Below are 13,102 nucleotides of genomic sequence, written 5' to 3' on the forward strand. Positions count from 1 at the left end.
TCGTCTGGGCAACAAGAAACAGGAGTGCTGAGCATGGGTCCGACCGTTTCCCGCCGCGCCGTCATGGCCGGCGCCGCAAGTCTGCCGTTCCTGCGTGCCCCCGGCGCCCGCGCCGGCACGCCTGGCGAGCTGACCTTCGGCTTGTCATCCTTCCCGCCCAGCATCCAGCCCTGGCAGAACACCGGCACCGCTGCCGCGACGATCAAGCTGATGATCTATCGCGGCCTGACCTCTTACGCGCCGGATGGGTCGCTGCGCGGGGAACTCGCCGAATCCTGGCAACCGATCGGCACCCAAGGCTGGGAATTCAAGCTGCGCGACGCGCGCTTCCAGAACGGCGAGAAGGTGACTTCAGCCGATGTGAAGTGGACCATCGAACAGATCGCCGCGGAACGCTCCACCGCCTATTTCCGTTCTGAGATGCAGGGCGTCGAGCGGGTGGAGACGCCGGATGACCGCACCGTGCGCATCATCCTGAAAAGCCCGGTGGCGACGCTGCCGATCATGATGGCGTCCTACCACCTGCCGATCATCTCGCGGAACTCGCCGCGCGGGACTTCCGTCGGCGCCGGACCATTCATGATCAAGGCGCAGGAACGCGGCGTCTCGCTGGAACTGGAGCCCTTCACCGGCTTCCACCGCGCCGGCCTGCCCAAGCTGAAGCGCATCCGCGCCATCGCCTATGCCGACGAGAATCTGCGCGTCGCAGCGCTTCGTTCGGGCGACGTGGACCTCATCGAATACGTGCCCTGGCAGTCGATGGACGCGATCGCGGCCGATCCGGCGCTGAGCCTGGACACCGTCGATGGCGCCTTCATGTTCCTGGTGTTCAACGGCTCGCGCCCGCCCTTCAACGACCCGCGCGTGCGCAAGGCCGTCGCCCACGCCATCAAGCGTGACGAGCTGGTGCGCGCCGCCTTCTTCGGTCGCGGTTCGCCGCTCCAGCAGCTGCCCGTCGCCGAATCGAGCCCCTTCTACAATGCCGAATTCAAGGATGGCTGGAAGTACGACCCAGACCTGTCGAAGCGCCTTCTGGCGGAGGCCGGGCATGCCGGCGGCATATCCTGCTCGCTGCTGTCCACTGCGCAATACGGCATGCACAAGGACACGGCGGAGGTGGTGCAGCAGCACCTCGCGGCCGTGGGCATCCGCGCCGAGTTGAACATGCCCGATTGGGCGACGCGCGTGGCCATCGGCAATCGCGGCCAGTACGACGTTGCCGTGATGGGTACCGCCGCCGACAGCAACGACCCCGACGGCATCGCCAACTTCATCGACGGGTCGCTCTCGCCCTCCTATGTCCGCAGCTTCAACCTGAAGATCGACCGGATCACCGAGTTGCTCGCCGCCGGGCGTGCCGAGTTCGACCAGGCGAAGCGCCGGGACATCTATCGCGAGGTCGAGCGCATCGCCATCGAGCAGGCGCCGATGGTCGGGCTGACTTGGCGCAGCCAGGGCTACGCCATGCGCAAGCAGGTGACGGGCTTCAAGAATTTGCCGGGGGCACTGACCTTCTATTCGGGCCTGACCTTCGAAACCACCGACGTGGCCTGACGCCTTGCTGGCCTTCGCGGCACGTCGCCTGATCGTCTCGGTCGGCCTGGTCTGGGCCGTGGCCTCGCTGGTCTTCCTGGTGATCCACCTGATCCCGGGCGACCCGGCGGAGCTGCTGCTCTCCCAGGGCGGCATCGCGCCGGACCCGGCGGCGGTGGAGGAATTGCGCGATCGGCTCGGGCTCAACCTGCCGCTGTGGACGCAGTACCTCGACTACATGGGCGGCCTGTTGCGTGGGGACTTCGGCCTGGCGCTGCAGGATGAACACCCGATCGTCGATGAGATCGCGCTGCGCCTGCCGCGCACGCTGGAACTGGTCGGCGCGGCGGGGCTGATTGCGCTGGTCTTCGGCGTGCCACTCGGCGTCGCGGCGGCGTTGCGCGCGGGTGGCATGCTCGACCGCCTGCTGACTGCCGGTGCGGGCCTTGCGCTGTCCGTGCCGGTCTTCGTCCTCGGCACACTGACGGTGCTGGTGCTGGCCCAGCATCTGCGCCTCGTGCCGGCAGGCGGCTACGTGCCCTTCGCGCGCGACCCGGGTCGACACATCCTGCTGCTGCTGATGCCGGCCGGCACCATCGCCGTCGGCCTTGGCGCCGTGGTGTTCCGCGTCATGCGCGCCTCAGTGCTCGAGGTGCTGGAACGCGACCATGTGCGTGCCGCCCAGGCGCGCGGCGTATCACCCGCCGGGATCATACGGCGCCATGTGCTGCGCAATGCGCTGACGCCGGTGGTCACCGTGGTGGCACTGCATCTGGGCTCGCTGCTCGGCGGCACGGTGCTGGTGGAATTCGTGTTCAACTGGCCCGGCCTGTCCGGCTACCTCGTGCGCTCGGTGGAATCACGCGACTATCCGGAAGTGATGGGCATCGTCCTCGTCATCTCCGCGCTGTTCGTGCTGCTGAACTTTCTCGTCGATCTGCTCTATGCAGTGATCGACCCACGCGTCAGGCACGGCTGATGCGGCGCGCGGCGTATCGCGGCCTGATCCTGCCGGGCGTGCTCGCGGCCATCATCGTGCTGCTGGCGATCGCCGCGCCGATCATGCCGCTCATCGACCCGGTGCGGCAGGACATCGCCCATCGCCTGACCGGCCCTTCCGCGCAGCATTGGCTGGGCCAGGACGAATATGGCCGCGATGTGCTGTCGCGCATCATCTGGGGCGCGCGGGTGTCGCTGTCGGTCGCCTTCTCGGCGGCGGCGGCCGCGGCGCTGATCGGCACGCTGCTTGGCATTCTCGGCGGGTATTTTCGCGGTGTGGTGGAATTGCTGACGGTGCGCGCGGCCGAGATCGTGCTCTGTTTCCCGCCGCTGCTGCTGGCCCTGCTGGTGGTGACGCTGCTCGGCCCCGGCGCGGGGACATTGATCTTCTCGCTCTCCATCCTCTTCGCGCCCGGTTTCGCCCGCGTCGCCTATGCCGAGACGCTGTCCACCCGCGCGCTCGACTACGTCACGGCGCAGCACGCGCTGGGCGCGCGGACGCGACGCATCCTGGCGCTGACCGTGTTGCCGAACATCGCGACGCCGCTGATCGTGCAATTCTCACTCACCGTCGCGGCGGCGATGTTGCTGGAAAGTGGGCTATCCTTCCTCGGCCTCGGGGTGGTGCCGCCGGCACCGTCCTGGGGGCTGATGATCCGTGGCGCTCGCGGCGCGATGGAACAGGCGCCGCTGCTGCTGTTCTGGCCGTGCCTCGCGCTGACTGGCACGGTGCTGGTGCTGAACCTGCTGTGCGACCGGCTGCGCGATGCGCTCGACCCGCGCGGCCGGGCGATGGGCCGGCCCGGCTTTCTCGGGCGAGTCTTCGCCCTACCGCCGGTGCCGTCGCCCCCGGCACCCGGCCTTCTCTCGGTGCAGGGTCTGACGCTGCAAGTGCCGGGACCGAACGGCCCGATCGAGGTGGTGCGCGGCGTCAGCCTCAGCCTCGCGCCCGGCGAGACGCTGGCGATCGTCGGCGAGAGTGGTTCGGGCAAGACGCTGACCGGCCTCGCGGTGATGGGGCTGTTGCCGGCGGCGGTCACGCCGGTCGCCGGTTCCATCATGCTGACCGGCCAGGACGGCATGCCGCGCGACCTGCTGCGCCTGCCGGAGCCTGAGCTGCGCGCGCTGCGCGGCCGCGACATGGCAATGATCTTCCAGGACCCCTCGAGCAGCCTGAACCCGCTGCTGCGCATCGGCACGCAGGTCGCCGAGAGCCTGCGCGCCCATGGCACCCATGACGGCGTGCATGACCGTGTCGTGGCGCTGCTGCGCCAGGTCGGCCTGCCCGATCCGGAACGCGCCGCCATGGCCTATCCGCATGAACTCTCGGGCGGGCAGCGCCAACGTGTGATGATCGCCGCCGCCATCGCCAATCATCCGCGCCTGCTGCTGGCCGATGAACCGACCACCGCGCTCGACGTCACCGTGCAGGCGCAGATCCTCGCGCTGCTGCAGGCGCTGAAGGAGGCGGAGGGTGGCATGGGCATGGTCTTCGTGACTCACAACCTCGCCGTCGTCGCCGAGATCGCCGACCGTGTCGCCGTCATGTATGCCGGCGAGGTGGTGGAGGAAGGCCCCGCCGATGAGGTGCTCGCCGCGCCGCGCCACCCCTATACCGCCGCGCTGATCGCATCCACGCCCGAGGGCGAGGCCGAACGTCTCTCCGCCATTCCTGGCGCCGTGCCGCAGCCTTGGGCGATGCCGCCCGGCTGCCGCTTCGCCCCGCGCTGCGCCATGGCGCAGCCTGCCTGCACCGTGACCGCTCCCGCGCTCGAGGAGGTCGCGCCCCGCCGTGCCGCGCGCTGCCTGCGCTGGAGGGAACTCGCATGACAGCGCCGCTGGTGCGTGGCGAGGGGCTCACCCGCGCCTTCCATCGTCGCGGCGGGTTGTTTGGCCGCGGCGTGCCGATGATGGCGCTGCGCGGCGTCGATATCGAGCTGCATCGTGGCGAGGCGGTCGGCGTGGTGGGCGAATCCGGCTGCGGCAAATCGACGCTCGGCCGTTTGCTGCTGCGGCTGATGACGCCGACATCCGGGCGCGTGATGTTCGAGGATCGTGACCTCGCGACCATCAGCGCCGCCGAATTGCGCGCCCTGCGCCGACGCATGCAGATGGTGTTCCAGGACCCCTATGGCAGCCTCGATCCGCGCCGGGTGATCGGCGCGCAGATCGCCGATGGCATGGTCATCCACGGCCTCGCGCAGGGGACCACGGTGCAGGACCGCGTCGCCGCGCTGCTGCGCCAGGTCGGGCTCGACCCTGGCCACGCGCAGCGATTGCCGCATGAATTCTCCGGCGGTCAGCGCCAGCGCATTGCCGTGGCGCGTGCACTGGCGACGCAACCGGACTTCATCGTGGCGGATGAACCGGTCTCGGCGCTGGATGTCTCGATCCAGGCGCAGGTGGTGAATCTGCTGGCGGATCTGCGTGGCGAACTCGGCCTCGCACTGGTCTTCATCAGCCACGATTTGCACGTGGTGCGCCACCTGTGTGACCGCGTGGTGGTGATGTATCTCGGCCTGGTGATGGAGGAAGGCCCGGCAGCCGAGATCTTCCGCGCCCCGGCCCACCCCTATGCACGGGCGCTGCTGGCGGCGACGCCCTCGCTGCGCCATCGCGGCGCGGCGGCCTCGCCCCTGGCCGGCGAAGTGCCGAGCATCGCCAAGCCACCCTCCGGCTGCGTGTTCCGCACGCGCTGCCCGATGGCGCAACCGGCCTGCGCTCAGTCGGTGCCGGCGCTGCGCCTCTTGCCGGGCGATGCCACGCGCCGGATCGCCTGTCACCGTGCCGAGGAGATCGCCGCATGATGGATCCTGTCGGCCGTGTCGCGATGGTCTCGGGGGCGGCGCGCGGCATCGGGCGCGCGGTGACGGAACGACTGCTGGCGGCGGGCTACACCGTCAGCGCCGGGGTTCGCGACGTGTCGCGCCTACCGGTGCATGACCGTCTCTCCGCCCATCGCTTCGACGCCGCGACGCCGGGCAGCGCCGAGGCCTGGGTGGCCGCCACCATGGCCCGGCATGGCCGTATCGACGCGCTGGTGAATGCCGCCGGCATCAATCCCCGCGCGGCGATGCTCGACGCCGATGAGACGAATTTCGACGCCATGTGGGCGGTCAATGCCAAGGGCCCGATGCGTGTCATCCGCGCCGCCTGGCCGCATCTCGTCGCGGCGAGGGAAGGGCGGGTGGTGAACATCGCCTCGCTATCCGGCAAGCGCGTGCGCAACGAGAATCTCGGCTATGCGATGAGCAAGTTCGCGGTGATGGCGCTGACGCAGGAAGTCCGGCGCCAGGGGTGGGAGCACGGCATCCGCGCCACCGCCGTCTGCCCTGGCTTCGTCGATACCGACATGACGTCGCATGTGACCAAGGTCAGCCGCGACAGCATGTCGCGCCCCGAGGACATCGCCGCGCTCATCGAATCCGTGCTGCGCCTCCCGAACAACGCGACGGTCGCGGAACTGCTGGTGAATTGCCGGCATGAGGACTTGCTGTGAAGCTCGTTCGCCTGCGGGATGCGGCGCGGCCACGCATCACGTTGCGCCTGGACGGCGTGCCGATCGAGGCGCAACGCGGCGACACGCTGCTGACCGCCCTTCTGGCCGCCGATGCCGGCTATCTGCGCGACAGTGAATTTGGCGATGGCCCCCGTGCGGGCTTCTGCCTGATGGGCGCCTGCCAGGATTGCTGGGTGGTGGTCGAAGGACGCGGCCGGCTGCGCGCCTGCGCCACGCTGGCTGAGGACGGCATGGAGATCCGGCGCGGATGAAGGTCGCGGTGGTCGGTGCCGGCCCCGCCGGCGTGCGCGCAGTGGAACGGCTGGTCGCGGCCGGGCTGTCGCCGGTCTGGATCGATGAGGCGTCCGATGGCGGCGGGCGCATCTATCAGCGGCCGCCGCCGGGTCTCGCACGGGACGCCCGCAGCCTCTACGGCTTCGAAGCGAAACGCGCCACGGCGCTGCACGACACGCTCGATGCGTTGAAGCCGCGCTGCGACTGGCGACCTGACACGCTGGTCTGGCACATCCGCCCCGGGGCCAGACAACTGCAGACGCTCTGCGGCGGCCGGCAGGATGCCGTGACCTACGACGCCGCCATCCTTTGCACCGGCGCGATGGACCGCGTCATTCCTCTCCCCGGCTGGACGCGGCCCGGGGTGACGACGATGGGCGCGGCGCAGATCGCGTTGAAGACGCAGGGCTGTGCCATCGGTCATCGCGTCGTCTTCCTCGGCACTGGTCCGTTGCTGTGGCTGGTGGCGTATCAATACGCCAAGGCAGGGGCGGATGTGGCGGGGGTGCTTGATACCACGCCCTTCATCACCAAGGCGCGCGCTACGCCGGGGCTGCTGCTTGGTGGCGCGACCTTCGCCAAGGGCCTGTACTACATCGCCTGGCTCCGCCGGCGCGGCATTCGCATCGCAGAGGGTGTCACGCCGCTCGCCATAGAGGGTGGCGATGACGGCGTGACGGCCGTGACCTGGCGCGATGCGGCGGGGCGCGACCATCGCATCGATTGCGACGCCGTCGGCATGGGCTGGGGGCTGAAGCCGGAAGCGCAGCTCGCCGACCTCGCCGCCGTGCCGTTCCGCCATGACGCGCTGCAGGCGAATTGGGTGCCGGTGCGTGATGGCGCCGGCCGCACGCCGGTCGCGGGTATCTACCTCGCCGGTGACGGTGCGGGCATTGGCGGGGCGGAGGTCGCGGAGATGACCGGTGCGCGCGCCGCCCTCGCGGTACTGGAGGATGCCGGGCATCGCCTCGACCCGATTGAGACCGTGGCACTCGACCGGCGCCTGGCGTCGCAGGCGCGCTTCCGCGCCGCGCTGGAACGCGCCTTTCCGTTTCCTGCGCATCTCGCGCGCGCCATGGCCGACGACACGCTGTTGTGCCGTTGCGAAGGGCTGCGCGCCGGCGAATTGCGCGCCGCCGCCCGCGCCGAGGCGGCGACCGGCCCGGCACCGGAGATGAACCGCGCCAAGGCCTTCACGCGCGTCGGCATGGGGCGTTGCCAGGGTCGCGTCTGCGGCGCCGCGGCCGCCGAGATCCTCGCCGCGGAACTCAACTGCACCGTGCCGCAGATCGGCCGCCTGCGCGGCCAGCCGCCGGTCAAGCCGATTCCGATCAGCGCCGAGGCCGCGCCATGACAACCACCTGCGATGTGCTGATTCAGGGCGGCGGCGGCGCCGGCTGTTCCGCCGCGCTGCACCTCGCGCAGCGCGGGATGCGGGTGATCCTGCTGGAACGCGGCCTGGTCGGCGGCCAGGCCTCCGGCGTGAATTACGGCGGCGTGCGACAGCAGGGGCGCAACCCGGCGGAACTGCCGATCGCACGGCGTTCGCGCGAGATCTGGGGGCGCCTCGGCGTGCTGGTCGGCACCGATGCGGAATTCACCGTCACCGGCCATCTGAAGCTGGCGCGCAGCGAGGCGGAGGAGGCGGAACTCATCGCCTATCTCGATGTCGCGAAACAGCACGATTTGCCGCTGCGCATGGTCGGGCGCAACGCGATCCATCGCGACTATCCCTGGCTCGGCCCCCTGGTGGTGGCGGGATCCTTCGCGCCGGAGGACGGCGCGGCGAACCCACGGCTGCTGTCGCCGGCGCTGGCCCATGCCGCGCGTGCCGCCGGGGCGGATATCCGCGAACATGCCGAGGTCGTCGCCCACGCCCATGACGGCGCGCGCTTCACGCTGCGCACCAAGGCGGGCGAGAGCTTCGCCGCGCCTGTGCTGCTGAACGTCGCGGGCTTCTGGGGCGGCGCCGTCGCGGCGGCCTTCGGCGAGGCGGTGCCGATCGAACCGCTGTCACCGAACATGGCGGTGACCGAGCCGCTGCCCTATTTCATCGAGCCCAACCTCGGCGTGGTCGGCGGCAATGTCTATCTGCGCCAGATCCCGCGCGGCAACGTCATCCTCGGTGGCGGCCATGGCGAAGCGGATGCGTCCATCCCGTGGTCGCGCCCCCTGCCGGAAGTGACGATGGAAGCGGCGCAACTCGCCACGCAACTGGTGCCGGCCCTGGCTGGCGTGCAGATCATCCGCTCCTGGAGCGGCATCGACGGCAGGATGCCCGACCGCATCCCGGTGATCGGGCCAAGCCGCACCACGGCGGGCCTGTTCCATGCTTTCGGCTTCTCCGGCCACGGCTTCCAGCTTGGCCCGGGCATCGGCGCGATCATGGCCGAGCTGATCGTCGACGGACGCACGGACATCCCGCTCGACCCGTTCCGCATCGACCGCTTCTGACGCGCCTCAGCCGAAGGTCTCGTCCAGCGCCTGGAAGCGCGGCAGGTCCACCAGGGCGTTGAACTCGCCATAGCTCATCATCGCACCGGAGGCGCCGGCCGGCGTCCCGTCGCGCTTGAGCAGCGCTAGGGTGCGCGCCATCGCCCGCGATGCCGAGAAGAGTAGCGAGACGGCGTAGAGCACGACGGTGAAGCCCATCTCCTCCAGAACCGTCGCCGTGAGCGCGGTGGTTTCGTTGCCGTCGACGATGCTGACCACCTTCGGGCCGGGAACGCGGCGCGCGACGATCTCGACCTCCGATATCCGCTTGATGCCATCAACGAAGACAAGGTCCACGCCGGCATCTTGGTACATCAGGGCGCGCTCGACCGCTTCCTCGGGGCCGACCGCCGGCATGGCGTCGGTGCGGCCGATCACCAGCGGCCCACCCCGCGGCCGCGCGGCAATGGCGCATTTCAGGCGGCGCACGGCTTCATCGGCCTGGATCAGGCGGATGCCGGCGAGCTGTCCGCAGCGCTTCGGCGCCACCTGGTCCTCCAGGTGGATCGCGGCGACGCCGGCCTGGGCGTATTCCTCCATGGTGCGAACGATATTGGCGGGGCCGCCATAGCCGGTATCCGCATCGGCGATGATCGGGATCGAGACGGCGCGCACCATGTCGCGAGCATGGGTCGTCATCTCGGTCTGGGTCAGCAGGCCGATATCGGGCCGCCCGAGGCGGGAGGCAGTGGCCCCGAACCCGGTCATGTAGATGGCCTCGAACCCGGCGCGCTCGACAAGGCGCGCTGCCAGCGCGTCCGGTGCCCCGGGGGCAGACAGGATCCCACCCGCGGCAAGGCGGGCGCGAAGTCCATCGGCAGTGGTCATTTTTGTTCCTGGAGTTTCCCTTGATGATACAATTCTTCGGTTTTGGCCACTTTGGAAGAACGTTCTTCGTCGTGAACGGTTGGGTAACCGATATTTGTGAGGCTGCGCGGGTTCATGCTGCAGGAGGCAGCCCCGCATGGCCGACGCCACGGCACCATCCTTCCGGACCCTCACCGGCGGCGCCGCGCCGCGCGTGAAGGTCATCGACATCGGGGCAAACCCGATCGATTCCGAACCGCCCTATGCCGGCATGCTGCGCGCCGGCGATGCCGAGGTAGTCGGCTTCGAGCCCAACCGAGCCGCGCTGGCCGTGCTCGAAGCGCGCAAAGGTCCACTCGAACGCTATTTTCCGCATGCGGTGGGTGATGGTGGGCAGCACTTGCTGCATATCTGCCAGGCACCGGGCATGACGTCGCTGCTCGAACCCGACCCGGCGGTGCTCGCACTGTTCCACGGCTTCCCCGAATGGGGCCGCGTCCTGGCGACGGAGACGGTCGAGACTGTGCGGCTGGACGATGTGCCGGAGACAATGGGTGCCGCGCTGCTGAAGCTCGACATCCAGGGCGCCGAGCTGATGGTGCTGCGCCATGCCGGGCAACGTCTGTGCGATGCGCTGGTGATCCAGGCCGAGGTCGAGTTCCTGCCGTTGTACAAGGGCCAGCCGCTGTTCAGCGAAATGGAGCTGTTCCTGCGCGGCCATGGCTTCGTGCTGCATCGCTTCTTCCCCGAGGTGACCCGCGCGGTGCAGCCGATGATGGTCAACAACGACCCCTATGCCGGGCTCGGGCAGCTGGTCTGGGCCGATGCGGTGTTTATGCGCGACCTGACGCGGCTCGATGTGCTGACCGACAATCATCTGATGGCGATGGCCGCCATCCTGCACGATGCCTATGGCGCCTATGACATCGCCTTCCGTCTGGTTGCCGAGCACGACCGGCGCAGCGGTGCGGCGCGTGCCGATGCCTATTTCTCGGGCCTGCAGGCCCCGCTGCCGCAGGCGGCCTGACGGAGACATGTGATGACCCTTCTCGCCGAAGCCCCGACCACCCAGCGCACCGTCCTGCATGTCGGCTGCGGCATGGCCGACCCGCGCAAGCTACCGTCTGCCTTCTTCGCGCCAGGGGTATGGCGGGAGGTGAGGCTCGACATCGACCCGGGCGTCACGCCCGATATCGTGGCGACCATCACCGACATGGCGGCGGTCGACAGCGGCAGCGTCGATGCCGTGTGGTCAGCGCATAACCTGGAACATCTGTTCGCGCATGAAGTGCCGCTGGCACTGGCCGAATTCCGTCGCGTGCTGCGACCGGAGGGCTTCGCGCTGGTCACGGTGCCGGACCTGCAGCGCGCGGCGGAACTGGTGGCGCAGGATGGGCTGGACCTGCCGGCCTATATCTCACCGGCCGGGCCGATCGCGCCGCTCGACATGCTGTTCGGCCATGGTGCCGCGATCGCCGCGGGCAACCACTTCATGGCCCACCGGACAGGCTTCACTGCCCGCACGCTCGAGGCGGCGTTGCGCCACGCCGGCTTCGGCATCGTCCGTGTCGTGCGGGATGATGCCTTCGCCTTGTGGGCGACCGCCTTCGCCGCACCTGCCCCATCGATTTCGTCTAAATCGGGCTAAGGTGCAGTAACCTTCGTTTCCTGCCGGGGAGTTCAACGGGCGGCGCCCCTCGACCCTCGTGTCACGGGCGCAGACGGATCCGCCGATAGGCCGCTTCCATCCGCGCCGCGAACCCGGCCGCATCCCCAAGACTGCGCGCCCAGGCGTCACCGGCCAAAGCCACCCGCGCCGCCGCATGCCGTGCCGGATTCGTCGCGAGCGCAATGGCCTTCGCCACATACGCCTCGAGCGTCGTCGCAATGCCGTCCGTGGTGCCGACGGCTGTCAGCAGGCTAGCCGCCATGCGCGAGGCGAAGGCGCGACCGGCGAGGGTGACGATCGGCAGCCCCATGCGCAGCGCGTCTGAGGCTACAGTCCCCGCATTGTAGGGGAAGGTATCGAGAAACAGATCCGCGATGCCGAGCCGCGCCAGATAGTGTTGCGGATCGCAGCGTGACGCGAAGACGAGCCGCTCGGCGGCGATGCCGGCCGCCATGGCCTGCTGGCGCAGATTGGCGATGCCCGTCGCATTGTCCTCGGTCAGCCACAGCAGGGCGCGCGGCGCGGCGTGCAGGATCGCCATCCAGGCGGCGAAGACATCGGGCGTGATCTTGTAGAAGTTGTTGAAGCAGCACAGCAGGAAGGCATCCTCGGGCAGGCCTTCCGTCGCGCGCGACACCACCGGCAGCGCCTGGGTGCGCCCGTCATTGGCCTGGTAGCACCCATCGATCGGCAGTGGCCGCGGCGCGTAATGCGCGGCCTTGTCGCACGGCACCGTGACCGCGTCGCAAATCATCCAATCGAGCTCCGGCAATGGCACCGGCCCGACATAGCCGAGATAGGTCACCTGCACCGGCGCCGGCTTCCAGCGCAGCGCACCGAGCCGCGCCCCCGCGGTCAACCCGTTCAGGTCGATCAGGATGTCGATCTCATCGGCGCGGATGCGGCGCGCCGCCGCCTCCTCCGACAGATGGCCGACCGGGACGTGATGGTCGAGCGCGGAGATTATGCGCCGGCGCAGATCGCTGCCATCCTCCGGCGTGGAGCAATAGCCGAACACCTCGAACTGCGAACGGTCATGGCGTTCCAGCAGCTCGACGATCAGAAATCCCATTGCATGGCGGCAGAAATCCGAGGAGAGATAGCCCACCCGGATACGGTCATGTGCGTAGCCTGGCGCCGGCGCCAGGCGTTCGGGCGCCGGCGCCACCTTCCGGGTGATCCAGGCCTCGCCGATGCGGCGTTGCAGGGCGGGGTCATCGGTCAACGCCAAGGCGCCCAACGGGCCGCCCTGCAAAGCCAACGACTCGGCGCTCAGGCCGGGAATGCCATCGCGATGCAGCGGCCACAGGCAGGCCTTCTGCCGCAGATGCGCCCAATGCTGGATGACATCGGGCTGTCGCGGGTAGGTCAGCAGGCTGGCATGCAGTACCTGTTCGGCCGCTGCGTAGTCCTTGCGGGATTCGAGCAACCGGCCGCGGTGATTCAGCAAGGCGGTGCGCGCCGCATCCGGCTGTACCGCGTCGCGCCACAAGGCGAGCGCTTCTTCCAGCCGCCCTTCCGCTTCGAGCGCCAGCCCCAGATTGACCGTGGCCTGGTGCAGATCCGGCTTCAGCGCGAGCGCCTGCCGATAGGCGATCATCGCCGTCGCACGCTCGCCGGTGCCGCTCAGCAGCGCGCCGAGATTGAACCACGCGGCGAAACGCTGCGGCGAGACAGGATTCGCCGCCAGCCAGGCTTGGTACGCCGCGATGGCCTGGCTGGGCGGCAGCGACTCCAGCCCCGGCATCAACGCTTCCAGCGGCAGCCCCACCAGGGTGATGGGCGATACGGCGTCAAGCGGGGCCATG

The 13,102-nt window shown here is 69.3% G+C and carries 12 protein-coding genes; 10 read left to right on the forward strand and 2 right to left on the reverse strand.

The genetic code is table 11. The features are described 5' to 3' along the window. Positions 1–33: 33 nt before the first annotated feature. The 8 genes from IEY36_RS25465 to IEY36_RS25500 are packed head-to-tail and all read left to right on the forward strand — an operon-like array spanning position 34 to position 8,779. On the forward strand, positions 34–1,554 hold the full coding sequence (locus tag IEY36_RS25465; RefSeq protein WP_188972216.1) for an ABC transporter substrate-binding protein: 1,521 nt from the start codon (positions 34–36) through the stop codon (positions 1,552–1,554). A gap of 4 nt (positions 1,555–1,558) precedes the next feature. Further along, complete coding sequence (locus IEY36_RS25470; RefSeq protein WP_229681570.1) at positions 1,559–2,512, forward strand: ABC transporter permease; 954 nt, start codon at positions 1,559–1,561, stop codon at positions 2,510–2,512. Next, positions 2,512–4,362 carry a dipeptide/oligopeptide/nickel ABC transporter permease/ATP-binding protein gene (locus IEY36_RS25475; protein ID WP_188972218.1) on the forward strand — a complete coding sequence of 617 codons (1,851 nt, stop codon included), beginning with the start codon at positions 2,512–2,514 and terminating at the stop codon, positions 4,360–4,362. The genes IEY36_RS25470 and IEY36_RS25475 overlap by 1 nt, the downstream gene beginning before the upstream one ends. Next, complete coding sequence (locus tag IEY36_RS25480) at positions 4,359–5,339, forward strand: ABC transporter ATP-binding protein (RefSeq protein WP_188972220.1); 981 nt, start codon at positions 4,359–4,361, stop codon at positions 5,337–5,339. Before IEY36_RS25475 ends, IEY36_RS25480 begins: the two co-directional genes overlap by 4 nt. Continuing rightward, positions 5,336–6,031, forward strand: coding sequence for an SDR family oxidoreductase (locus IEY36_RS25485; RefSeq protein ID WP_188972222.1), 696 nt, complete (start codon positions 5,336–5,338; stop codon positions 6,029–6,031). Before IEY36_RS25480 ends, IEY36_RS25485 begins: the two co-directional genes overlap by 4 nt. Further along, the gene (locus IEY36_RS25490) at positions 6,028–6,303 is read left to right on the forward strand and encodes a (2Fe-2S)-binding protein (RefSeq protein ID WP_188972223.1); all 276 of its coding nucleotides are present in this window, start codon (positions 6,028–6,030) and stop codon (positions 6,301–6,303) included. The genes IEY36_RS25485 and IEY36_RS25490 overlap by 4 nt, the downstream gene beginning before the upstream one ends. After that, positions 6,300–7,679, forward strand: a complete 1,380-nt coding sequence (locus IEY36_RS25495) for an FAD-dependent oxidoreductase (protein WP_188972225.1) — start codon at positions 6,300–6,302, stop codon at positions 7,677–7,679. Before IEY36_RS25490 ends, IEY36_RS25495 begins: the two co-directional genes overlap by 4 nt. Beyond that, entirely contained in the window at positions 7,676–8,779 is a 1,104-nt protein-coding gene (locus tag IEY36_RS25500; protein ID WP_188972227.1) for an NAD(P)/FAD-dependent oxidoreductase, read from the forward strand. Before IEY36_RS25495 ends, IEY36_RS25500 begins: the two co-directional genes overlap by 4 nt. Before the next feature lie 6 nt (positions 8,780–8,785). Here the strand turns inward: IEY36_RS25500 and IEY36_RS25505 are convergent, their stop codons facing one another. Beyond that, entirely contained in the window at positions 8,786–9,646 is an 861-nt protein-coding gene (locus IEY36_RS25505) for an isocitrate lyase/PEP mutase family protein (RefSeq protein ID WP_188972229.1), read from the reverse strand. Between the two features lie 136 nt (positions 9,647–9,782). On the opposite strand from IEY36_RS25505, the gene IEY36_RS25510 reads away from it, so the two are divergent. Both IEY36_RS25510 and IEY36_RS25515 read left to right on the forward strand, forming a co-directional pair. After that, positions 9,783–10,652, forward strand: coding sequence for an FkbM family methyltransferase (locus tag IEY36_RS25510; RefSeq protein ID WP_188972231.1), 870 nt, complete (start codon positions 9,783–9,785; stop codon positions 10,650–10,652). 12 nt (positions 10,653–10,664) lie between these two features. Then, positions 10,665–11,273: a class I SAM-dependent methyltransferase gene (locus IEY36_RS25515; protein ID WP_188972233.1), complete on the forward strand. Its 609-nt coding sequence runs from the start codon at positions 10,665–10,667 to the stop codon at positions 11,271–11,273. Between the two features lie 61 nt (positions 11,274–11,334). Here IEY36_RS25515 and IEY36_RS25520 read toward each other — a convergent pair whose 3' ends face one another. After that, positions 11,335–13,101 (reverse strand): O-linked N-acetylglucosamine transferase, SPINDLY family protein, encoded by a 1,767-nt coding sequence (locus tag IEY36_RS25520; RefSeq protein ID WP_188972235.1) that lies wholly within the window; start codon positions 13,099–13,101, stop codon positions 11,335–11,337. Between the last annotated feature and the right edge of the window lies 1 nt (position 13,102).

The sequence above is a fragment of the Neoroseomonas lacus genome (assembly GCF_014644535.1).
Classification (GTDB): domain Bacteria; phylum Pseudomonadota; class Alphaproteobacteria; order Acetobacterales; family Acetobacteraceae; genus Neoroseomonas; species Neoroseomonas lacus.

Excerpts from the sequence above, each read along its gene's own strand:
- IEY36_RS25465 (WP_188972216.1), top strand. The coding sequence starts at position 34 with ATGGGTCCGACCGTTTCCCGCCGCGCCGTCATGGCCGGCGCCGCAAGT.
- IEY36_RS25475 (WP_188972218.1), top strand. The coding sequence starts at position 2,512 with ATGCGGCGCGCGGCGTATCGCGGCCTGATCCTGCCGGGCGTGCTCGCG.
- IEY36_RS25480 (WP_188972220.1), top strand. The coding sequence starts at position 4,359 with ATGACAGCGCCGCTGGTGCGTGGCGAGGGGCTCACCCGCGCCTTCCAT.
- IEY36_RS25485 (WP_188972222.1), top strand. The coding sequence starts at position 5,336 with ATGATGGATCCTGTCGGCCGTGTCGCGATGGTCTCGGGGGCGGCGCGC.
- IEY36_RS25495 (WP_188972225.1), top strand. The coding sequence starts at position 6,300 with ATGAAGGTCGCGGTGGTCGGTGCCGGCCCCGCCGGCGTGCGCGCAGTG.
- IEY36_RS25500 (WP_188972227.1), top strand. The coding sequence starts at position 7,676 with ATGACAACCACCTGCGATGTGCTGATTCAGGGCGGCGGCGGCGCCGGC.
- IEY36_RS25505 (WP_188972229.1), bottom strand. The coding sequence starts at position 9,646 with ATGACCACTGCCGATGGACTTCGCGCCCGCCTTGCCGCGGGTGGGATC.
- IEY36_RS25510 (WP_188972231.1), top strand. The coding sequence starts at position 9,783 with ATGGCCGACGCCACGGCACCATCCTTCCGGACCCTCACCGGCGGCGCC.
- IEY36_RS25515 (WP_188972233.1), top strand. The coding sequence starts at position 10,665 with ATGACCCTTCTCGCCGAAGCCCCGACCACCCAGCGCACCGTCCTGCAT.
- IEY36_RS25520 (WP_188972235.1), bottom strand. The coding sequence starts at position 13,101 with ATGGCCCCGCTTGACGCCGTATCGCCCATCACCCTGGTGGGGCTGCCG.